The 21,755-nt window shown below is 43.5% G+C and carries 16 protein-coding genes; 8 read left to right on the top strand and 8 right to left on the bottom strand.

Features of this window, described 5'->3' with window-relative positions:
- Window positions 1–44 precede the first annotated feature (44 nt).
- Both ACXACS_RS11785 and ACXACS_RS11780 read right to left on the bottom strand, forming a co-directional pair.
- Entirely contained in the window at window positions 45–698 is a 654-nt protein-coding gene (locus ACXACS_RS11785; protein WP_269917095.1) for a CoA transferase subunit B, read from the bottom strand.
- Window positions 698–1,405: a CoA transferase subunit A gene (locus tag ACXACS_RS11780; protein ID WP_474806766.1), complete on the bottom strand. Its 708-nt coding sequence runs from the start codon at window positions 1,403–1,405 to the stop codon at window positions 698–700. The genes ACXACS_RS11785 and ACXACS_RS11780 overlap by 1 nt, the downstream gene beginning before the upstream one ends.
- Before the next feature lie 120 nt (window positions 1,406–1,525).
- Here ACXACS_RS11780 and ACXACS_RS11775 point away from each other — a divergent pair, with 120 nt between their 5' ends.
- Window positions 1,526–2,419: a LysR family transcriptional regulator gene (locus ACXACS_RS11775; protein ID WP_474806764.1), complete on the top strand. Its 894-nt coding sequence runs from the start codon at window positions 1,526–1,528 to the stop codon at window positions 2,417–2,419.
- A 28-nt stretch (window positions 2,420–2,447) separates the two neighbouring features.
- On the opposite strand, the gene ACXACS_RS11770 is transcribed toward ACXACS_RS11775, so the two are convergent.
- Entirely contained in the window at window positions 2,448–3,206 is a 759-nt protein-coding gene (locus ACXACS_RS11770) for a hypothetical protein (RefSeq protein WP_474806762.1), read from the bottom strand.
- Between the two features lie 94 nt (window positions 3,207–3,300).
- Complete coding sequence (locus ACXACS_RS11765; protein WP_474806760.1) at window positions 3,301–4,005, bottom strand: sensor histidine kinase; 705 nt, start codon at window positions 4,003–4,005, stop codon at window positions 3,301–3,303.
- A 210-nt stretch (window positions 4,006–4,215) separates the two neighbouring features.
- On the opposite strand from ACXACS_RS11765, the gene cysB reads away from it, so the two are divergent.
- Entirely contained in the window at window positions 4,216–5,190 is a 975-nt protein-coding gene (gene cysB / locus ACXACS_RS11760) for an HTH-type transcriptional regulator CysB (RefSeq protein ID WP_118494818.1), read from the top strand.
- A gap of 83 nt (window positions 5,191–5,273) precedes the next feature.
- On the opposite strand, the gene ACXACS_RS11755 is transcribed toward cysB, so the two are convergent.
- From ACXACS_RS11755 to pabB, 3 genes are all read right to left on the bottom strand, one after another.
- Window positions 5,274–6,647 carry an L-serine ammonia-lyase gene (locus ACXACS_RS11755; RefSeq protein ID WP_474806757.1) on the bottom strand — a complete coding sequence of 458 codons (1,374 nt, stop codon included), beginning with the start codon at window positions 6,645–6,647 and terminating at the stop codon, window positions 5,274–5,276.
- Between the two features lie 153 nt (window positions 6,648–6,800).
- A complete protein-coding gene (locus tag ACXACS_RS11750) occupies window positions 6,801–7,373 on the bottom strand; it encodes a CoA pyrophosphatase (protein WP_179983451.1) in 573 nt (190 codons plus the stop codon).
- Window positions 7,374–7,476: 103 nt separating this feature from the next.
- Entirely contained in the window at window positions 7,477–8,913 is a 1,437-nt protein-coding gene (pabB, locus tag ACXACS_RS11745; RefSeq protein WP_474806755.1) for an aminodeoxychorismate synthase component I, read from the bottom strand.
- A 267-nt stretch (window positions 8,914–9,180) separates the two neighbouring features.
- On the opposite strand from pabB, the gene ACXACS_RS11740 reads away from it, so the two are divergent.
- Window positions 9,181–10,710 (top strand): fumarate hydratase, encoded by a 1,530-nt coding sequence (locus tag ACXACS_RS11740; RefSeq protein WP_118494812.1) that lies wholly within the window; start codon window positions 9,181–9,183, stop codon window positions 10,708–10,710.
- A 272-nt stretch (window positions 10,711–10,982) separates the two neighbouring features.
- Window positions 10,983–12,272, top strand: a complete 1,290-nt coding sequence (rmuC, locus tag ACXACS_RS11735; RefSeq protein WP_474806753.1) for a DNA recombination protein RmuC — start codon at window positions 10,983–10,985, stop codon at window positions 12,270–12,272.
- Between the two features lie 43 nt (window positions 12,273–12,315).
- Here rmuC and ACXACS_RS11730 read toward each other — a convergent pair whose 3' ends face one another.
- The gene (locus ACXACS_RS11730; RefSeq protein WP_474806751.1) at window positions 12,316–16,287 is read right to left on the bottom strand and encodes a S8 family serine peptidase; all 3,972 of its coding nucleotides are present in this window, start codon (window positions 16,285–16,287) and stop codon (window positions 12,316–12,318) included.
- A 516-nt stretch (window positions 16,288–16,803) separates the two neighbouring features.
- Here ACXACS_RS11730 and ACXACS_RS11725 point away from each other — a divergent pair.
- The 4 genes from ACXACS_RS11725 to ACXACS_RS11710 all read left to right on the top strand — a co-directional run bounded on the left by ACXACS_RS11725 (window position 16,804) and on the right by ACXACS_RS11710 (window position 21,754).
- Window positions 16,804–17,991 (top strand): thiamine pyrophosphate-dependent dehydrogenase E1 component subunit alpha, encoded by a 1,188-nt coding sequence (locus tag ACXACS_RS11725; RefSeq protein WP_474806749.1) that lies wholly within the window; start codon window positions 16,804–16,806, stop codon window positions 17,989–17,991.
- Entirely contained in the window at window positions 17,991–18,968 is a 978-nt protein-coding gene (locus ACXACS_RS11720) for an alpha-ketoacid dehydrogenase subunit beta (RefSeq protein WP_061095031.1), read from the top strand. The genes ACXACS_RS11725 and ACXACS_RS11720 overlap by 1 nt, the downstream gene beginning before the upstream one ends.
- Before the next feature lie 16 nt (window positions 18,969–18,984).
- The gene (locus ACXACS_RS11715) at window positions 18,985–20,691 is read left to right on the top strand and encodes a dihydrolipoyllysine-residue acetyltransferase (RefSeq protein WP_474806747.1); all 1,707 of its coding nucleotides are present in this window, start codon (window positions 18,985–18,987) and stop codon (window positions 20,689–20,691) included.
- Between the two features lie 145 nt (window positions 20,692–20,836).
- Window positions 20,837–21,754: a 23S rRNA (adenine(2030)-N(6))-methyltransferase RlmJ gene (locus ACXACS_RS11710; RefSeq protein ID WP_474806745.1), complete on the top strand. Its 918-nt coding sequence runs from the start codon at window positions 20,837–20,839 to the stop codon at window positions 21,752–21,754.
- Window position 21,755: the final 1 nt, after the last annotated feature.

Here is a 21,755-nt window from a genome sequence, read left to right as displayed (position 1 = left end):
TATAATGTTGTATGCAAGCGTGTCATGTTTACTTGTTGAACTTATTAAAACTGCATCTCAGGTACGTTTTCAGGTACCACAAGGTTTCCACCTGTTTTCTCTTTGATTTCATCCACGCTCACCCCTGGTGCACGTTCTTGAAGAACGAAGGCGCCGTCCTCGACGCTCAGAACTGCTAAGTCTGTAATTATGCGTGTGATACAGTTCACGCCGGTTAACGGTAATGTACATTCGCTTAGTAACTTAGGGTTACCGCGTTTATCGGTATGAGTCATGGTAACAATTATGTTTTTCGCGCCAGCAACAAGGTCCATGGCGCCGCCCATACCTTTAACCAGTTTGCCCGGTATCATCCACGAGGCAATATTGCCCGATACATCAACTTCAAAAGCACCAAGAACCGTAAAATCTACGTGTCCGCCACGGATCATGGCAAAGCTTTCAGCACTGTTGAATATCGAAGCGCCGGTTATAGCTGTCACCGTCTCTTTACCTGCGTTTATCATGTCGGCGTCGACTTCACTTTCAGTAGGGTAACGGCCCATACCTAAAAGGCCGTTTTCCGACTGCAGCATAACGCTGATATCATCAGGGACATAATTAGCCGCAAGGGTAGGGATACCTATGCCTAAATTCACGTAATCGCCATCTTTGAATTCTTGGGCTACGCGCATTGCAATCTGTTCTCTACTAAGCATTATACGGTCTCCTTACTAACTACACGGCGTTCTATACGTTTCTCAAATGACCCTTTAATAACGCGGTTTACATAAATTCCTGGGGTGTGAATCTCGCTAGGGTTTAGCTCGCCAGGCTCTACAATTTCTTCTGCTTCTACAACAGTGATTTTGCCGGCGGTTGCCGCCATAGGGTTAAAGTTCTGTGCAGTGTGGCGATAAACACAATTACCGTAGGTATCTGCTTTCCAAGCTTTTACAATTGCAAAGTCGCCAGTAATGGCATGCTCAAGAATATAAGGGCGTCCATCAAATTCTTTAACTTCTTTCCCTTCGCCGACCGGCGTGCCATAACCTGTAGCAGTGTAGAACGCGGGAATTCCTGCACCACCAGCTCGCATTTTTTCAGCTAACGTGCCTTGTGGGGTAAGTTCAACTTCTAACTCGCCATTAAGCAATTGTTTCTCAAACAATGCATTTTCACCGACATAGGAAGACACCATTTTTGATATTTGTTTATCTTCTAACAATAGGCCTAACCCAAAACCATCCACACCACAATTGTTAGACACTACCGTAAGGCCTGACACTCCCAACGTCTTAATTTGACTAATTAGGCCTTCTGGAATTCCACAAAGGCCGAAGCCTCCAGCAATAACCGTCATCCCGTCTTCAAGGCCTTTCATGGCTTCATCGTACGAGGACACAACTTTGTTAAACCCTGCCATTTCTTATCTCCAACACTATTGTTAAAAATAAGTATCAGCATTGTTGCAAGATATGTAAAATCGAATTAATCTTCTAATTAATAAATATTATTTATTAATAAGTTGTAGAGGACTGAATTTATGGATGTCTCATACCGTCAAGTAAAGGCATTTGTTGAAGTGGCCAAGTCTTCAACGTTTGCCGAAGCTGCAGTGAGCCTGCACTTGACCCAGCCGGCTTTGTCTTCTGCGATAAAAAAAATGGAAGAGCAATTAGGCGGAAAGTTGTTTCAGCGTAATACACGTAACGTAAGCTTGACGCCTGAAGGAGAGGTATTGTTTCCAAACGCGCTGCGTTTACTTCATGACTGGGACAACACTTTTTCAGACATGCAAAACCTATTTGCTATGGCTAAAGGCCAACTCACTGTTTGTGCTATGCCTTCGTTTGCTGAGTCACACTTACCCAACATATTATCAATGTTTCACCAGCGCATTCCTAACGTAAACCTAAGAATAGTAGACGTTGTTATGGAACAGGTTATTCACGAAGTAACTACCGGGCGCAGTGAAATAGGCTTTTCATTCGAGCCAGAACGCAAAGACGGCCTTGTATTTAACAGCCTTTTTACCGATGAATTTGTTGTGGTAGGAAATAAAGGCTTATTGTCTAGCTTGGGCAAATCACTTAATTGGAAGGATTGTCTCCAGTTCCCTTTGGTGATGATGAACCGTGGTTCTGCGGTACGTCACTGGACGCAGTCTAAGCTTCAGCAGTTCGGCGAGTTGAATATTATTGCAGAGACAGGTCAGCTATCTACCCTTGGGAAGCTTATACAAAATGGCTTAGGCATATCTATTATGCCTGCTATTTGTAAAGATCAAATGGAGGGGCTTGGTCTTGTAGCACAAAGTATTGCTGATGAACCTTTAGTGAAAAATATAGGAATAATCAAAAACGCAAGAAAGGGCTTGTCGTTACCAGCTCAGTCTTTGTGGGACTTGGCCATTGCGCATTATGCACAAACGACATAACACGCAACGTAATTGATGAGAGTAGGGACTACCATTTCTTTTTAGGAGCAAATAGCTCGTCCAGTTCGTCTCTTTCCTCTTCTTGCTTTTTAGCGCGGTCTTTTTCGTTCACGCTCTTAAGATTGCTTTGAATTTCGTTAAGCCACTCGTTAAGTGTGGAAAGTTTAGATGCAGAGTATTCATCCTGTGGGTTCTGATTTTCCAGCGCTGTTTTGGCTTTTTCAAAATATTGTCTTGCTGAACCCAACATATTGGTTTGCAGTGCTGCGCGGCCCCGCTTAATAAGCGTCTCTACGTTTACTTTGACCTGCAAACGTTCCAATTGCTTATCTTCATCCATAAATACTTTTGAATCAATTTGCCCTTTGCTATGTTCAGAGCGAAGCACAATGCGCAGTTTCTTAACTGCTTGAATGTACTGAATTATCATTTTATCGTTATCAGGCAACGAAAACTCTGAAACGCCAGTCGACTTGTCTGAGAGCGCCGCTGCTGTAGCTTGCTCGCTACTCGCTATCCGTTGTTTTAATTCTGCGGTGCTTGATAATTCATTCATGGTTTTGAGTGCATTAAGAATGCGATTGTGAAGAATACCCATGATCCGTGAAGAAACCGGCATATTTACACTTGCAGCTATAATGTTCTCGGTTTCATCAACAATAGTGCGCTGTTTGGCTAACTCGGTGCGACGCTCGGCGTCTTGCTTTTGACGATGTTGTTGAATTGCATTAATGAAAATAGCTGCGATTAGCAAAACAACAATTAAAATAATAATAATCACGTACATGCGTGTGTTTCCGTTTGTTTTTACATCTTATAACGTCTGTTTTGTATCAACCACGAGCGTTACTTTTTGAATTATCTATTGTTATCGGACAATCTTACGGTATTTTTACTTCAAATACACTCCCGCCTAGGCTTCCACCGTTATAAAGGGTAATCGTTCCTATTCTGTCGCCTTGAGAATGCGCGCTTGCAATGAGTTTAGCAAAGAACAGTCCAAGGCCTGTTCTACCTTGGCTTAATTCAAAGTCACATAGCGCGTCGTGGCTTTTAGACAACATTGCTTCGGGGTATCCACTCCCATCATCTTCAACCCTTAAAGTCATAAACTCATCTTCATCAATACGGGCTGAAACAAGTATCTTCGATGTGCCATAGCGCATTGCATTTATAATCACATCGTTTAAGAGCAAATAAATTAACTCACTGTCTAAATACCAACTGAGGTCCTCTTCAGCATCGACAGTAATTTCTATATTTTTTTGAGATACGTAGAGTGCGTTGGAGCCGACAACATCCTCAACTAAATCTTTGACAAAACATTCATCAACAGTAATAGGCAGGCTTTCTAATTCTGCTCGATATAAAGAGAGTATCTGAACAAGATTCGTGTTTAGCCTTGATGCTTCATAATGCACGCTTGCTACTTGTTCTCTTGCTTCAGTGTTTTGCGGTGAAAGTGAATCGCTTAATGTTTCAATAGATTGAATTAAAAGAAATAGTGAATTCTTCATATCGTGTACAGCAGCAGCTAATACAGATGAAAAATCGATTGAAGATGTAACTTGTTTACTACTGCTCATTATCTATTAAACGCCGTGCGACTTTTTGACCCTAAACATACTGTAGAAGAGAATAGAAAATGAAGGGCAAAATACGCGTAAATTTGTAAAAAAATGAATTAAATTCAACTTTATAATGCTAATTTTGTAATAGCAACTAGTAAAAAACCGTAGTTTTGGTTATAACGGAGGGAGTAAAGTGTCAGTCGATCCCATAATACGGTGTAAAATATGAAGCTACAGCAACTACGGTATATCGTAGAAGTTCTCAATAATAATTTGAATGTGTCTGCAACGGCAGAAAGTTTGTATACCTCACAGCCAGGTATTAGCAAGCAAGTGCGTATGCTAGAGGACGAATTAGGCGTTCAAATTTTTGGCCGTAGCGGAAAGCACCTTACTCACGTAACCGACGCGGGTAATGATGTAATCAACATTGCTCGTGAGATTCTTGCGAAAGTAGAAAGCATCAAAGCCGTTGCAAGAGAACATACACTTCCCGACCAAGGCAAGCTTAATATCGCTACCACGCACACTCAGGCACGCTATGCGTTACCAGACGTGATCCAAGGTTTTATGACAAAGTACCCCAAGGTGTCGTTACACATGCACCAAGGTACGCCTTCTCAAATTAGCGACCTAGCCGCTAAAGGCGAAGCTGACTTTGCTATCGCCACTGAAGCGCTTCACTTATACAACGATTTAGTTATGCTGCCGTGTTATCACTGGAATCGCAGCGTAATTGTAAACAAAGATCACCCGCTTTCTAAAAAGGGCACAATAGATATTTCAGACATTGCAAAGTATCCGTTAGTGACATATGTGTTTGGGTTTACAGGGCGCTCGGAATTAGATCAGGCTTTTGAAAGAGCAGGGTTAACACCAAAAATTGTTTTCACGGCTACAGATGCCGACGTGATTAAAACTTATGTGCGCTTAGGGGTAGGTATTGGTGTGATAGCCTCAATGGCCGTGAGCGAAGAATTAGACGATGACTTAGTAAAAATAGACGCGAGTCACTTATTCGATTACAGCACCACAAAGATTGGTTTTAGAAAAGGGTCATTCCTTAGAAGTTACATGTACGACTTCATTGAGCGATTTGCGCCTCACCTTACCAAAGATAAGGTGGAAAAAGCCATGATGCTTAAAAATAATGAAGAAGTTGAAAAAATGTTCAAAGGCGTGACGTTACCAGTTAAGTGACGTTGTGAAAAAACAAGACGAATGAAAAAAGGGGCTGTCGCCCCTTTTTTGTTTTCTAATCTTTGTTCATAGTGGGCTAACGATTAACACTCGATGATATTTACCGCGAGACCGCCTCGCGCTGTTTCTTTGTATTTTGTCTTCATATCGTTACCCGTATCACGCATCGTTTTAATGACTTTATCTAGTGACACTTTTTGCTCACCTGTACCGCGTAGCGCAAGGCGAGAAGCATTTATTGCTTTTATTGCACCCATAGCATTACGCTCAATACATGGAACTTGCACCAGGCCACCTACAGGATCACAGGTTAATCCAAGGTTGTGTTCCATGCCGATTTCAGCAGCATTTTCTACGGATGCCGCTGTTCCGCCCATTATCTCGGCAAGGGCGCCTGCAGCCATTGAGCATGCAACACCCACTTCTCCTTGGCAACCTACTTCAGCGCCAGAGATAGATGCGTTCTCTTTGTAAAGTATGCCAATGGCTCCGGCGGTAAGAAGAAAGCGGCTTGCTACTTCTTCATCAACAGGTCGAATAAATTTATCTACGTATTGAAGTACGGCGGGGATAATACCTGCGGCACCGTTTGTAGGCGCGGTTACAACACGCCCTCCCGCAGCATTTTCTTCGTTTACTGCCAAAGCAAAAAGGTTCACCCAATCCATAGTTTGCATAGGATCGTTCGTATGCTCGGTTTGAAGGCGACGATAAAGTCCAGGTGCGCGACGTACCACCTTTAGGCCTCCAGGCAGTATTCCTTCGCTCTCAATACCGCGTTGAATACAAGCTTTCATTACTAACCAAATATGATGTAACTGTTGCTTTACTTCATGTTTCGGTCTAAAAGTCGTTTCGTTACGCAGCATTAAAGAGCTAATACTTAAACCGTTGTTCTTACACAGCGCAAGTAATTCTTCAGCGGTTTTAAAAGGGAAGGGCACCGAAGCTTGAAGGCTGGCGGCATGCGCTTTAGTTGCGTCAAAATCTTCGTCTTTGATAATAAAGCCGCCACCTATGCTGTAATAGGTTTGCTCTTTAACCAGCTCACCTTTTGAGTAAGCGTAAAACGTCAGTGCATTAGCATGTTTTGGCAGTGTCTTACGGCGATGAAAGACAATCGCATTTTTATTCGGGAAGTGGACCTGCTTCTGGCCATTGAGACAAAGTAGTTCGGAATTACGAATATCCTCGAGTTTGCTGTCAATAGTGTCAACATCCACTACGTCGGGAATTTCGCCTAATAAACCTAGGATGACAGCTTTCCCGGTACCGTGTCCGATGCCAGTTTGACCCAGTGAACCAAACAGCTCAACCTTTACGCTATCCACTGAATCGAAAAGCGCAGTATCTTGTGCAAGTTCAGAAACGAACTCGGCACCTGCTTTCATCGGTCCTACTGTGTGCGAACTTGATGGGCCAATACCCACACTGAACATATCGAATACACTGATCATAAACATTCATAAATTAAAACTAAGTAATATTAAGATCATGCATGCGCTACGCAAAAAGCTCAATACAGAAATGCTAATAGAGAGATTAGTTTTGCTAATAGACTGTAAAGTTTAATTTATAGGGCCTTAGACAAGGCTGCCTAATTTTCGATATCAGGGGTGAATATGGTGCGAAAGGTTTCGTAGCATAGCAGCTGTTGCGCCCCAAATCATACGGTGCTGCCAAGGAATAAAGTATATAGGAAAAGTTTTGTTATTTCGGTGAGTATTATGGACTAGGTGGTTCTTTCTATCTAACACATGAGCAAGCGGGACTTCGAAAGCGCTCTCTACTTCATTCTTATCGATAACCGGTGTGAAGTCAGGGTTTACAAAGCCTACAACAGGGGCTATTTCATAGCCACTGATTGTTCTATATTTTGGCAGCATGCCAATAACATCTACGTGAGTAGACGGAAGGCCAACTTCTTCTTCTGCTTCGCGAAGCGCAGCGGCAAAAAAAGAATTGTCGGTTTCATCCACCGCTCCACCCGGAAAGCTGATTTGGCCGGGGTGGTGTTTCAGATGATGTGCACGTTCAGTTAACAGAAGCTGTAGAGAGTTGCCATAGTCTATCAAAGGTATTAAAACCGCCGCGGGCCGTCCTGTTTTCTTTAAAGGAAAGTCAGGCTCAGTGTGAGTCAGCCTTAAGTGATGAAATTGTGATAGAAATTCGCTTTTCTTCATAGATACTAATTATTTATAAGTCACAATCCAACGCAAGTTACAAACCAGGGCACGTCAAAAGCCAGATATTAAGCTTGCCGTTAGAGCGCATAAAACTGTTCTGTTACTGATTCATCATTGCTAGCACGGGCAGTATTTTTGATACCTTATCAAGTGTTTCCTGGTATTCTTCACTTGGTACAGAGTCTAGCACGATACCACCGCCTGCCCAGCAATGTAATCTATTGTTCTCAGCTAACACCGTGCGAATACAGATACTTGAATCCATATCTTCTCGGTACCCCATATAAAACACGCTGCCACAATATATATGGCGACGATGGGGTTCTAGTTCATCAATCACTTCCATAGCGCGTATCTTAGGTGCACCGGTAATTGAACCGCCTGGGAAGGCAGATGCTAAAAGCGCTAAAGGCGACGACGCGTCGTTTAATTCGCCTGTTACGGTACTAACTAGGTGGTGCACGGCTTCATAACTTTCAAGTGCAAAGAGTGCGGGTACTTTTACTGTGTGGGGCTTGCAGTGTTTTGAAACATCGTTACGAAGCAGGTCCACAATCATAAGGTTTTCGGCACGATCTTTTTCGGCGTTAAGCAAACTCTGTGCACTGGCTTTATCTTTTTCAATATCGTCAAAGCGAGGGCGAGTGCCCTTAATGGGCTTAGTTTCTACAACCTTGTTTTTCACACGTAAAAAACGTTCAGGTGAAATAGACGCTATACAGCCTTGTGGCAGGTTGTAATAGGCAGAAAAGGGAGCTTGATTCTGATTACGTAACTCGCAATATGCCTGCCACATGCTTCCTTCAAACTCCGCACTAAATCGCTGTGCCATATTTACCTGATAGCAGTCGCCTGCACGAAGATAAGCGTTAATTTTACCTAAACATGTTTCGTAGGCGTCTTTCGATAGATTAGATTCAAAGGGCGATGTGAGCTTAAAATCCTTAGATGTTGCTACTTGCTTTAACGACTTAAATACTTGCGACAACGGACGATTATCTGTGCTGCAAAAATAGATATATCCGGTTTGGGTGTCTTCAATAAGTGAGTACAAGTACAAGCCAACGGTGAAATCAGGTGTACTGTAGTCGCTTTGAGCCATACTGGGTAATGTTTCATAGAATCGACCGGTGTCATATCCAGCCATTCCTGCTACACCAACAATGAAAGGTAAGTGGGTAGTGTCAAAAGTAGCCTTTACTTCGATAGATTCGACCCTGGCATGCAAATGCGCTTGAACCGCCTCGAAAGGCCGCATGTTAAGACGCTGGCGTGAAGAGGTGTGTAAATCGATTAGTTCTGTTTGTTCACCTTTCGCCTCAATGACAGCGGTAGGTGAAAAGGCCATTATATTAAACCGGCCATCGCTCTTAGAAGAGCCGGAAGTGTCGAATAAAATAGCGTAGGGCTGTGCAGATATTTGTTCAAATAATTTATTGAAAACTGCAGTGTTATCGCAGTCTAGCGCAAATTCGTTGACTAACTCCTGTTGAGTAAAACGGGTGACATGAACATTGATAGTATCTGCGTGTGGCATAGGTTTTTCTGTACTTCTTTTCAACTAGGCCGTCGAGTGCTTAAAAGCAGAAAAGAACGACCGCCAATTTGTAACTGACACTTGCAAACAAGTGTTTTTATTGTCGCTATTACAACGCTTTCTAATGCGTATAACTAATATAGCGCGTAAAAATATCTGGAATTAGCCCCAAGCACATGGTTTTGCATGGTGCGATGTCTTTAGATGCGCTAGTATACGCTTTTTTAGCTAGCTAAGACCACGAAAGCCAAATAAAAAGAGGATGTCATGACCGTTATCCGTCAACAAGACTTCATTGACAGCATTGAAGATGCCCTGCAGTTTATTTCTTACTATCACCCACTCGACTATGTTAAGGCCGTAGAAGAAGCGTACAACAAAGAGAAGAGCCAAGCCGCGAAAGATGCAATGGCCCAAATTCTTATCAACTCGCGTATGTCGGCCGAAGGAAAGCGCCCATTGTGTCAAGACACCGGGATTGTAACCTGCTTCGTTAAAGTGGGTATGGGCGTAACATGGGACAAAACTGACATGACCGTTCAAGAAATGGTTGATGAAGGTACACGCCGCGCTTATCTTAATCCTGACAACCCGCTTCGTGCATCTATCGTTGCTGATCCAGCTGGTGCGCGCAAAAACACGAAAGATAACACGCCATCTGTAGTTCACATCGACATGGTTGCGGGTGAAAAGATTGAAGTAATGATCGCAGCAAAAGGTGGCGGTTCAGAGAATAAATCTAAAATGGTTATGCTAAACCCAAGCGATGATATTGCTGATTGGGTTGTTAAAACATTGCCTACAATGGGGGCGGGATGGTGTCCTCCTGGTATGTTGGGTATAGGCATTGGCGGTACCGCTGAAAAAGCTGCAGTACTTGCTAAAGAAAGCCTTATGGACCCAGTAGATATTCAAGAGCTTATTGAACGTGGCCCTCAAACTACTGATGAAAAACTTCGCTTAGAAATTTTTGACCGAGTTAACAAACTGGGTATTGGCGCACAGGGCTTAGGCGGTTTGACGACCGTTGTTGACGTTAAAATTAAGTCTCTGCCTACTCATGCTGCATCTAAGCCAGTGGCTATGATCCCTAACTGTGCCGCTACACGTCACGCACACTTTTATCTAGATGGGTCAGGTCCAGCAGAACTTACGCCGCCTAAGCTTGAAGATTGGCCAGAAGTAACGTGGGAAGTGAGTGAAAACACCCGCCGCGTGAACCTTGATGAAGTGACCAAAGAAGACATTCAAGAGTGGAAAGTAGGCGAAACGGTATTACTATCAGGTAAAATGCTTACTGGCCGTGATGCCGCACATAAACGCATTCAAACCATGATGGAAAATGGTGAAGGCCTTCCAGAAGGCGTTGACCTAACTAATCGCTTTATCTATTACGTGGGTCCTGTTGACGCTGTAGGTGACGAAGTAGTGGGTCCGGCCGGCCCTACAACAGCGACGCGTATGGATAAGTTCACAGACATGATGCTTGAACAAACAGGTCTTATCGGCATGATTGGTAAAGCAGAGCGTGGCCCAGCAACGGTTGACTCCATTGCAAAACACAAAGCTGTATATCTTATGGCAGTAGGCGGAGCAGCTTATCTGGTATCGAAAGCGATAAAGAACTCACGTGTTGTGGCATTTGAAGATTTAGGTATGGAAGCAATCTACGAGTTTGACGTAGAAGACATGCCGGTAACCGTTGCTGTAGACAGCACGGGTGCCAATGCACATAAGAATGGCCCTGCTATTTGGAAAGCTAAAATAGAAGAGCTTGACGCTTCACTTTCTAAATAGTGAGTTACGGTGAAGCTTTTACAAATAACTTGGCTAACGCGAAAATCATCACGAAGTGAGATTATTTCGCTTACCAAAACAAGTATAAAAGCTTCGATTAATTAAATGAAACGGGCGCGCAGTCGCCCGTTTTTTGTTTCTAATTGAGATTACATGGCCTCGGGCGAGAAGCTAACACTCACTTGATTCACCTGTTTTAACCCTATACAAATTGGTATATTTTCATTATTTTGTTTATAGTGCTGTACAAAATAACAGTATGAATGTGCACTATGATTACCAACCTTATCTCAAGCGAACCCGTCGCTTTCTTAATTGCTTTTATTAGTGTTTGTCTATTAGCTCTCTATTCTTTCATCCGCAGCCAAAATATCTCGGCAAAGCTTTTTCAATCTTCACAGTATTGTGACACGTTGCAAAATGAATTGAGCAGCGAGAGGGTGGCTAACGCAAAACTTCAGGCACAAAACGAGGCCCACCAGGCCAGAATTCAGGCGCTGCATGCGGCGCATGAAGACAAGTTAGCGGCTATGAATGCTTCTGAACAACGGTTGCAAACCCAGTTTGAGAACTTAGCAAACCGAATTTTTGAAGAGAAACAGCAGCGCTATACACAACAAACTAAGCACAATATTGAGGCTGTGCTGGCACCGTTTAAAAATGAATTAGATGGCTTTAAACGTCAAATTTCAGAGCAGCATATACGCGAAGGCCAGGAGCGAGCGTCACTTAAAACAGAAATATTAGGCTTAAAAGCTTTAAATCAAAAAATAACAGAAGAAGCAGCTGCACTTACCAATGCACTAAAAGGTGATAACAAGAAGCAGGGTAACTGGGGTGAAGTCGTTCTTGAACGCATTCTTAAGGAATCTGGTTTACGGGAAGGACACGAATTCGAAACTCAAATGTCTGCGACATCTGAACAAGGCAAGCGTTTCCAGCCTGATGTAGTAGTGCATTTACCAAATGATAAAGACGTCATCATAGATTCAAAAGTAAGCCTTGCAGCTTATGAGCGCTATTTCAATTGTGATGATGAAACGGAAAAAGCGCAGTTTTTAAGTCAGCACGTAGCTTCAATTAAAGGGCATATTAAAGGTCTTGGCGCAAAAGACTACCAGAACTTAAAAGGATTAAAGACGTTAGACTACGTTTTACTTTTTATTCCCATAGAACCCGCTTTTTTAATTGCTGTAGAAGAAGAGCCCGACTTGGTCACCATGGCGCTAAACCACAATATTATGCTGGTAAGCCCTACAAACTTACTTGTCGCGCTTAGAACCATTAATAATATTTGGCAATACGAGTACCAAAATCAAAATGCACAGCTTATTGCTGAACAAGCCGCTAAGTTATACGACAAGTTTGTAGGTTTTGTTACTGATATGGAAAAAGTAGGAAAGTCTATGGATACCGCTCAGGCAAGTTATGAGCAAGCAATGAATAAACTAACTAACGGGCGAGGGAACATCGTTAGACAAATTGAAAAGTTCCGTGAACTTGGGGTTCAGCCAAGTAAGCGGATGTCACAGCATCTACAGCAACTTTCGAAAGACGATTAAAAAAGGCCGCGATTGCGGCCTTTTTTTACATTTTTAGTAAACGTTATGAACGTTTCATGCGTCTACGCAGGTATACCGCTGGTGCAAGAAGTAATGCAATCCAGCCCATAGAACCACCAGACTTATCGTTAACTGCAATAGTTACGGTTTCTGCAGTTGTATCGATACCGTCTGTTGCTGTTACTTCTACCGTCACAGTTGTCGATTGCTCATGACTTGGTGCAGTACCAGTGAATGATGTCATTTCAACACCATTGATAGCGATCGTAACGTCATCGCCGTCTGCGTCAGTTGCTGAAGCTGTTACGGTAAATGACTCGCCTTCATCAACACTTGATGGTGCAGAAATTGAAAGTACCGGTGCATCTTGAACCCCAGCAACTTGTACAGTTACCGTACCTTCACCAATAACATCACCTTCTACAACTTCACCTTCATCAGTAGTTGTACCTTCAACTTGGACTGTGTAGGTAAATGAGTCTTCACCAAAGAAGTCTGTATTTGGTGTGTAGGTTACCGTACCATCATCGTTAACTGTCACTGAACCGTTTGCTGCTTCAGTAGTAACTGTAACAGTTGACGGGTCAAGTGGCTCTTTATCGATAGTAATTGGCGTAAACGTTCGGAAATCACCTGAAAGTGATTCCATTGTAAACGTGTTAATGATCGTGCTATCCATCTCGTTAGCAAGGATGTTAGCCGTTACCGACGCATCTTCATCAACAGTTAGCATGTCATCCATGTATTCGCCTGAAGGAAGAACAGTACCATTATAGCTGAACTCAATTTCATCGCCTGGTGATGATGCTAAAATAAACTCATCACCAGCTACAGGAAGCGTTCCTTGAGAGCCTGCCGTAGTTAGAGCACCCAATGTAAAGCCAGCAGTACCTGTATTATTTTCAAAACCTGCGACAGTTGCGTATTGAGGGCTATCCATTTCACCATAAACAAAGTGGATACTATCAAAAGCAAAGTCATACCAAATTTGGAAATTAAAGCTAGTATCAGGAATACCCCACAATTGAGCATTTTCCCATTCAATTACCAACAATGAGCCATTAGGACCGTTCAAGTTAGCTGCATATAAGTTACCTGTACCTTCATCACCAGCATCAGTACCTAGTAAATCAAGGTCAGTCCAAAAAGGAGCTAGTACGTTGTTTGGTTCATTGCTGTCTGGCATAACAGCGGGTGAAGGGGTCGTTACGTTGCCTGACGATGTACCAAGAGAAATGTAACCATTTGAAGAAACCTGCATTGACGTGTAGGTCTTGCCAAGGTAAGTCATTTCAGGAAGGCCAGTTAGCGTGATAGACGTGTCATCACACGAACCAGAACACGTAAGAGGCTGTACACCTAATGCAGCCATTGGCAGGTAACCGCCTGTTAGCGCTCCAATCGAAGTGTCAGAATCAAGTGAATACGACGAGGTATTCAATGCACCTTCCCAATAGATTTCACCTTTATCGGCGTCGTAAGATACCGGCTGTTGGTCACCATTCTTAACCGCTGCGATACTAGAAGGGTCAATTTCGAACTTGTGATCGATTGAACCAGTAACACCAATCATACCTGTCACATTCTGGTTAGTTGCTGATGCAGTTACTCTTACTAATTCTTCTTCTTCAGCCAAACTAGTACTAACATCACTACTAAACAATTCTGGTCTATCTGTGCTAATAGGGTAAACCGCAACAGGAATAAAGTAATCCGTCGTTGTGTCGTCTGTATCTGCCCAGTTAATACCACCGAACGACCATGAGCCTGTAGAGGCTGTTGTAACGTCTACCGCAACCATAATTTCAGCAGAAGCACCTGCTGGCAGAGTAGCCATTTGTGGTGTAACGGTTGCTACAATAGCAGCGTCGTTAAACATAGCGGTTGCATCGACAGTTACTTCTTCGTCGCTAGTATTAGTAACCGTGATAGACATTTCACAGTTCAAGTAGCAGCTACCATCTACCAAGCTTAAATCACTGTATGTAAGCTCAACAGTTGTAGCACGAGGTAGATCTAAACGACCTGCACCCATGTCAAAGTTGTCTGCTTGTGTAGCAGCATCTTCTTTAAGTACGTCTCGGATAGAAGACGTTACAAGCGCACTCTTAATTTGCTGTGCAGTCCAGTCTGGGTGCATTTGTTTAAGTAGAGCCGCTGCGCCTGCTACGTGTGGTGACGCCATAGACGTACCATTTTTAAACGAGAAAGATTCGCCTTCATGTCCTGGAGCATCTGGAGATTCACCAGAGAAAATACGTGTACCAGGTGCCGCAATATTTGGCTTAAGGAATGTAGGGTCGCCGTTTGGTCCACGAGAACTGCTTTCATTCATGATGTCAGCAAGGCTATCTGAGACCACTCGAACAATTTCACTACCAATGGTTACATTTAGCGACTCGTCTGTTTCAACTGCAAGAGTTGCAAGTGCTTGTCCTGGCGTAGCTGGGAGCATTAGTGAAGGAATAGTTTGCGCTTCGCTTAGGCCGCCCATTAAGATTGGCGCTTCTCCGCGACCATCTACGTTGTGGATGAGCACAGCTTCAGCGCCAGCCGCTTCTGCGTTTTCAATTTTTGTTACGAAACCACAAGTGCCACGGCTGATAAGTGCAATTGCACCCTCAAACGCGCCAGCGTCGAATGCATCACAACCTTCCACATTTTCCGCATTAACTTCACCAGCATAAACAACCGGTGCCGTAATTGGGCTATCGAAAACAATTGCAGGGTTACCCACTGAATAAAGCGCAGGGATTGAACCAATTGTGGTATCACCTTCGATAGTCACTTCGTTTGCAAACAAGCGACCCGTTGTTGTGTTTGCAACCGTGATAACGTCTTCAGAACAACCCGGGCAACCAATTGTACCTTCACCTGGACCATCGTTACCTGCTGCAAATACGGTAACTACACCAGCATCGTGCATGGCTTCAAGTACATCTTCGTATACAGAGCCGTTAGGGTTACCGCCAGCGCCGCCGCCCCAAGAGTTATTAACAACATCAGCGCCGTCTGTCAGTGCAGCTTCAAGCATTGACAGTAACATTGAAGATGCACCGCTTGAAGATGCTGGGTTTGCTGGAGTTGCGTACAAGCCTTTGTACACCATAAGATACGCAGCCGGTGCAACACCAGAAATTTCAGCTTCTGCACCGTCGCGCTCAGCCATTACACCGTAGTTACCCACTGCAGTCCCTGCAACGTGAGTACCGTGGCCGTTAAAACCTAGTGGGCTCTCATACTCTTCCTCAACAACTGAGAAACCTTCTACGATATCCGCTGCACGAGCAACAATTAGCTTGTTGTTACAAAAATCAGGGACTTCCGAACAGTAATCGTCAGTAGGTAGGGTATCTGCGGCTGGCGCTTCGAAGTTCTCTCCGCTAAATAGGGGGTTCTGTGGGCGAATACCACTATCGATGATAGCTACTTTGACACCCGCACCGGCACTTTCTTTACCGCCAAACTGTTCCCAAGTTTCAACCGCACCGATTAAGTCTAAGCTGGCATCCATTTGTGCGTGGTGAATAACGTCTGGGTATACCGCTTTAACTGTAGATAGGCTCGAAAGCTTATCAAGCGCGCTTTTTGATACAATACCAGCGAAGCCGTTAAAAGCCGCTGTGTAAGACAGGTCAGCTTTAAATGATTTATCAAACGCTTTAATTGATTGGATAACAGATTGCTGTTGAGTTTCAAGGAACGATTTATATTCCTTCGCTGCGTTTGACTCAAAGTTAACCTTTTGCCCTTTGTGCGCAGACATACTGCTAACACTCGGGTTCACAGCGCTAAATTGCGCCATAGGTACGTCGTTTAACTGAACGATAACGCGAACGCTATCACTACTTGTTTGAATAGCATTTGCAAGAATATTCTTTTTATCGAAAGAAGCCTCAATTGCGTTTTGTTGTTCAACGCTGTGGCCGGAGATTTGATTTGATAGAGCAAACGCGCCAAAAGCAGAACCTGCTAGTGCAGTTGCAACTACCGTACTGATAATTGTTTTTTTCATAATTATTCTCGTGTGAATAGTTCCCTGGGCCTGACGGTCTTTATTTGCTTTAAAGGCTTAATGCCCTTTTTTATCGCTATTTGCCGTCATGACACATTTATTGTTAGCACAATTTCGCGGGTTATGTAATGTGTATTTCAGAAATACACAAATTACATATTTTGTTACATTTGGGTGTCAGTTAAATTTGAAATAAAACTAGAATAATTGGCTGCTGAAGTAATAGTTCGTCGAATAAAATTGAAATAAAATTACATAAAAAACCATCAGCGAACTTTGTGTTCCGCTCAATTATACAATTTTACTATGAGGATTATCCTACGCTGTTTTCATAAAATTTACATGAGCTTTACTTTATTAGGACGATTATCCTTTTAATTTAGACTAATTGAGTATAGTGATTTCATCCATCTGAATTATTACCTTCGAATAAGTAAGACACTCCTGCAATTCCTCATCTAGCATATCCCAAACTATAAAAGTCGCTATTAACCCTCATATTTAAGGGGAACAAACGTGAAAGACAGAAATCATTTGGCCGAAGTAAAAACAACAAATCAGGTCGAAATCATTACAAAAGGGGTTGTTGATATCCCAATGCTTCAAATTTTGTCATCAGAAGGCGAGATTATCGAAAAAGCGGTAGAGCCTGAACTTGACCAAGATGAAGCATTAAAAATTTTTAATACCATGCATTATATCCGCGTGTTGGACGAACGCATGGTAGGTGCACAACGTCAGGGGCGTATCAGTTTCTATCTTGCGAGTACAGGTGAAGAAGCCGCATCAGTAGCAAGTGCTGCTGCGTTATCAGACGATGACATGATTATGTCGCAATATCGTGAACAAGGCGCTCTGGCCTACCGTGGTTATACGACCGAACAATTCATGAACCAAATGTTTAGCAATAAGGACGACCCTAACAAAGGTCGTCAAATGCCTATCCATTACGGTGACAAGCCCCTTAACTTCATGACCATTTCCTCGCCTTTAGGCACACAAATCCCTCAAGCTTCTGGTTACGCTTACGGACAAAAAATGTCGGGTAAAGACGTGGTGACCATTTGCTACTTTGGTGAAGGTGCAGCTTCAGAGGGCGATTTCCATGCTGGCTTAAATATGGCAGCTGTACTGAATTGCCCCGTAATTTTCTTTTGTCGTAACAATGGTTACGCCATATCAACGCCCGCAGAAGAGCAATTTGCAGGTGATGGTATTGCGTCTCGCGGCTTAGGCTACGGTATCAAAACTATCCGTGTTGACGGTAACGATGTGTTAGCTATTTATGCCGCTACAAAAGAAGCCCGCCGAATCGCCATTGAAGAAAAGTGCCCTGTGCTCATTGAAGCCATGACGTACCGCTTAGCTGCACACTCAACGTCGGACGATCCAACAGGCTATCGCTCTCGTGAAGAAGAAGACAAATGGCGTGCAAAAGACCCTATCGCTCGTATGGAAAAATGGCTAGAAAGCAAAGGGTGGTTTGATGCAGCTGAAAATCAAAAACGTGTTGATAAAGCAAGACAAGATGTATTAGCTGCGATGAAGAGTTGTGAGAAAACAGACGTATGTGCTATCGACGATATAGTAGAAGACGTTTACGATACAGCGCCATGGCACCTAAAAGAACAACTTAACGAACTAAAAGCACACATAAAGAAATACCCAAAGATGTACCCTAAAACCGCAGGGAGAGTGAAATAATGGCCAAGATGAACTTACTACAAGCAATTAATAATGCACTCATCACTGCCATGACCGAAGATGAGAAAGTAATGGTCTTTGGTGAAGATGTGGGTCACTTTGGTGGTGTATTTCGGGCAACGAGCCATCTTCAAGAAAAATTTGGCAAAGCCCGTTGCTTCAACACGCCACTCACTGAGCAAGGCATTATTGGCTTTGCCAATGGTTTAGCCTCGCAAGGCTCGGTTCCTGTTGCAGAAATTCAGTTCGGTGATTACATCTTTCCAGCTTTTGATCAAATAGTAAACGAAACAGCGAAGTGGCGTTATCGTTCAGGTGGACAGTTTGATGTAGGTACATTAACTATCCGCACTCCATACGGCGGTGGGATCGCAGGCGGACATTACCATAGCCAGTCACCTGAAGCTTTCTTTGCACATTGCCCAGGTCTTAAGATTGTTATCCCTCGTGATCCGTACCAAGCAAAAGGTTTATTACTTGCGTCAATTCGCGATAAAAACCCCGTATTGTTTATGGAGCCTAAGCGACTTTACCGTGCCTCCGTATCAGAAGTACCAGAAGAAGATTACGAGCTACCGCTAGGTAAAGCGGATATTGTGCAGGAAGGTAGCGATATTACGCTTCTAGGTTGGGGGGCACAGATAGAAATCTTGCAAAAAGCTGCAGAAATGGCCCTTGAAGATGGTGTGTCCTGTGAAATTATCGACTTGCGCAGCATACTTCCGTGGGATGTTGAAACAGTGATGCAATCTGTCATGAAAACTGGTCGTCTACTGATAAACCATGAAGCTCCGTTAACAGGTGGCTTTGCAAGTGAAATAGCAGCAAGCATTCAAGAGCGCTGTTTTCTATATCTTGAGGCGCCGATTGCTAGGGTTTGTGGTTTAGATACGCCATATCCATTGGCTCATGAAAAAGAATACATGCCAGACGAAACCAAAACGTACGAAGCTATTAAGCGTACGCTTCATTATTAAACCGGGAGACAATGATATGACAATTGAATTTATCTTACCGGATATAGGTGAAGGTATTGTTGAATGTGAACTTTTAGAATGGTTGGTTTCAGAAGGTGAACACATTGAAGAAGATCAGCCCGTAGCTGAAGTAATGACCGACAAAGCCACCGTTCAAATTCCAGCTATGCATGCTGGGGTGGTTAACAAGTTGCATTATGCGGTTGGCGATATTGCTAAGGTTCATGAGCCACTATTTTCAATGACGCCGGATGATGCGTACGATGCAGGAGCAAATAGCGACACAAGCACTGAGGCAAATACGCAGCGTATAAAAGAAAACGATAGCGCTGAAGGGCCTGAATACACACCTGCCGCCCAAGGAGGTTTATCACCTTCTAGTGATTCCAATGGCAAGCACATTGAAGACTTTATACTGCCAGATATTGGTGAAGGTATCGTTGAGTGTGAAATTGTGAAATGGAATGTGGCCGAGGGCGACGACATCGAAGAAGATCAAGCTGTTGTTGAAGTGATGACTGATAAAGCAGTGGTTGAAATTCCTGCCAAAAATGCGGGAACCGTGCATCGGCTTTATTACGCCCAAGGTGACATCGCCAAAGTACATAGTGCCTTGTTCGCACTAGAAGTTATCGGCGAATCTGCGGTAACAAGTGACACGTCTGACAACTCAGATGATACATCTAAACTGTCAAGCACGAGTTCATCAAATGCTGTACCACAAAACTTAGATGACAGCCCACAATCGAAATTCAGTGAGGGTGAGTTTGAGCCACCTATTGCTATTGAAGGTAAAGTGCTAGCGAGCCCTGCGGTAAGACGTGTTGCTAGAGAAAAGAATATCGACCTGTCTACAGTTAAAGGCTCTGGTAAAAAAGGGCGTATTCTTAAGTCTGACGTAATCAATTTACAACAAACAAATGTTGGTGCGTCGGCACAAGATACGTCAGATGCTTCGTCAAACGAGCCCACCACACAAAAAGGCGATAAAAATAGTGCACACAGTGTAGTTAAAGGCACCGTTAAGACGGAAAAAGTGCGCGGTATTCAGGCCGCCATGGCCAAGCAGATGTCCGCGTCGGTCTACACAATTCCTCACTTCACTGTAAGCGATGAGTTAGTGATGGACAACCTAATGTCGTTACGTAGCTTGCTTAAGCCTGAGTTTGAGGCGAACAATGTTAAATTAAGCTTTATGCCATTTTTCGTTAAAGCGTTGTCGCTGGCACTTAACGAGTTTCCTGTAATTAACAGTCAACTCAATGAGGATGCCACTGAGATTAGCTACTATTCTGATCACAATATTGGCTTTGCGGTAGATTCCAAAATTGGACTTCTTGTGCCTAATATTAAAAGGGTACAAGATCTTTCACTACTGGATATTGCCGTTCAAATGCAAGATATTATCGAGCAAGCGAGGGCAGGGCGCGTAGCCGGCGAGCATTTAAAAGGTGGTACTATCAGCATCTCAAACATTGGGGCTATCGGCGGTATCACTGCTACGCCGGTAATTAACAAGCCGGAAGCCGCTATTGTGGCGTTAGGTAAGACTCAAAAGCTTCCTCGCTTTGACGATGAGGGTAATGTTAGCGCACAACATATCATGGCAGTTAATTGGTCGGGTGATCACCGAATTATTGATGGTGCAACTATGGTGCGCTTCAATAATTTATGGATGAGTTATCTTACCCAGCCAGAAAAAATGCTAATGCACCTTAAATGATCTATTTAGTGCATTTTTATATGCTGTAGCGTAATAGTAAGGAGGCCAATATCAACGTATTGGCCTTTTTTTGTTTTGTGTACCTCATCGCGGGATGGCGTTATTATAGTTTCCTATAAACAAACAAATATTTTACTGAGGTTTTGTGCTTAGTTATCAACACGCCTTTCATGCTGGCAATCACGCCGACGTCATCAAACATCTTTGTTGGATTGGTGTTATCAACGCCTTAAAAAAGAAAGACAAGCCCTTTACGCTTTTTGACACGCATGCCGGTGCTGGCACATATGATTTAACCGACGACCTATCGTCAAAGAACAAAGAGTACGAATCAGGTATTTCTCGTCTTTTCGGGCAAGGTGATGGAACTGCAGCTCCAGAAAACCTGGCTCCAAAAAACAAGAGCACGGAAAATTTGCCAAGCTTACTTAATGACTACCTGTCATTATGTGAACCTTTCTTAGCGCAACAGCAATATCCAGGCTCTCCTGCAATAAGCGCTAAGGCTAAACGCGGTATTGATACTTTACATTTAATGGAGCTTCATCCTGGCGAGTTTCAAAAATTAGAGAAAAACGTGTCGCGACTTCGTACCGGACATAGCCATACACACAAACGGGATGGCTACGAAGGGCTTCGAGCACTCACGCCACCGAAGCCCAATCGCGGCGCTATTTTAATTGACCCTCCATACGAAAGAGCGAATGAGTATAGCGACCTTGTTAAAGGCGTTGCACAGGTGTTGAAACGTTGGCAGCAGGCACAAATTGTCGTGTGGTACCCAATGCTATCAGAAAGGGCTGGCGCTAAAAGCGGTGCAAGTGAGGCTATGTGCGACAAACTCGCAGAACTTGGCAGACCCTGCTTCAAAGCTGAGATATGTGTTGCAGAAAATACGTCTGACGCAGGCATGTATGGTTCTGGTGTGTTTGTACTGAACCCGCCATGGCAGCTAGATACGAACCTAGACAGTGCATTAACAAGCGTTGTTGACATGCTAGGTGAAAATGAAACGGGTTTTCATGCCACGGCGCAGGTTACTTGGGTAAATGAAGATTCCTAAT

Source organism: Alteromonas sp. AWM4_230, assembly GCF_056158305.1.
This window is presented reverse-complemented; position numbering and strand designations above follow the sequence as displayed.

Bases quoted from the DNA above. Each gene is read 5' to 3' on its own strand.
- ACXACS_RS11785 (WP_269917095.1), bottom strand. From the start codon at position 698: ATGCTTAGTAGAGAACAGATTGCAATGCGCGTAGCCCAAGAATTCAAA.
- ACXACS_RS11780 (WP_474806766.1), bottom strand. From the start codon at position 1,405: ATGGCAGGGTTTAACAAAGTTGTGTCCTCGTACGATGAAGCCATGAAA.
- ACXACS_RS11775 (WP_474806764.1), top strand. From the start codon at position 1,526: ATGGATGTCTCATACCGTCAAGTAAAGGCATTTGTTGAAGTGGCCAAG.
- ACXACS_RS11770 (WP_474806762.1), bottom strand. From the start codon at position 3,206: ATGTACGTGATTATTATTATTTTAATTGTTGTTTTGCTAATCGCAGCT.
- ACXACS_RS11765 (WP_474806760.1), bottom strand. From the start codon at position 4,005: ATGAGCAGTAGTAAACAAGTTACATCTTCAATCGATTTTTCATCTGTA.
- cysB (WP_118494818.1), top strand. From the start codon at position 4,216: ATGAAGCTACAGCAACTACGGTATATCGTAGAAGTTCTCAATAATAAT.
- ACXACS_RS11755 (WP_474806757.1), bottom strand. From the start codon at position 6,647: ATGATCAGTGTATTCGATATGTTCAGTGTGGGTATTGGCCCATCAAGT.
- ACXACS_RS11750 (WP_179983451.1), bottom strand. From the start codon at position 7,373: ATGAAGAAAAGCGAATTTCTATCACAATTTCATCACTTAAGGCTGACT.
- pabB (WP_474806755.1), bottom strand. From the start codon at position 8,913: ATGCCACACGCAGATACTATCAATGTTCATGTCACCCGTTTTACTCAA.
- ACXACS_RS11740 (WP_118494812.1), top strand. From the start codon at position 9,181: ATGACCGTTATCCGTCAACAAGACTTCATTGACAGCATTGAAGATGCC.
- rmuC (WP_474806753.1), top strand. From the start codon at position 10,983: ATGATTACCAACCTTATCTCAAGCGAACCCGTCGCTTTCTTAATTGCT.
- ACXACS_RS11730 (WP_474806751.1), bottom strand. From the start codon at position 16,287: ATGAAAAAAACAATTATCAGTACGGTAGTTGCAACTGCACTAGCAGGT.
- ACXACS_RS11720 (WP_061095031.1), top strand. From the start codon at position 17,991: ATGGCCAAGATGAACTTACTACAAGCAATTAATAATGCACTCATCACT.
- ACXACS_RS11715 (WP_474806747.1), top strand. From the start codon at position 18,985: ATGACAATTGAATTTATCTTACCGGATATAGGTGAAGGTATTGTTGAA.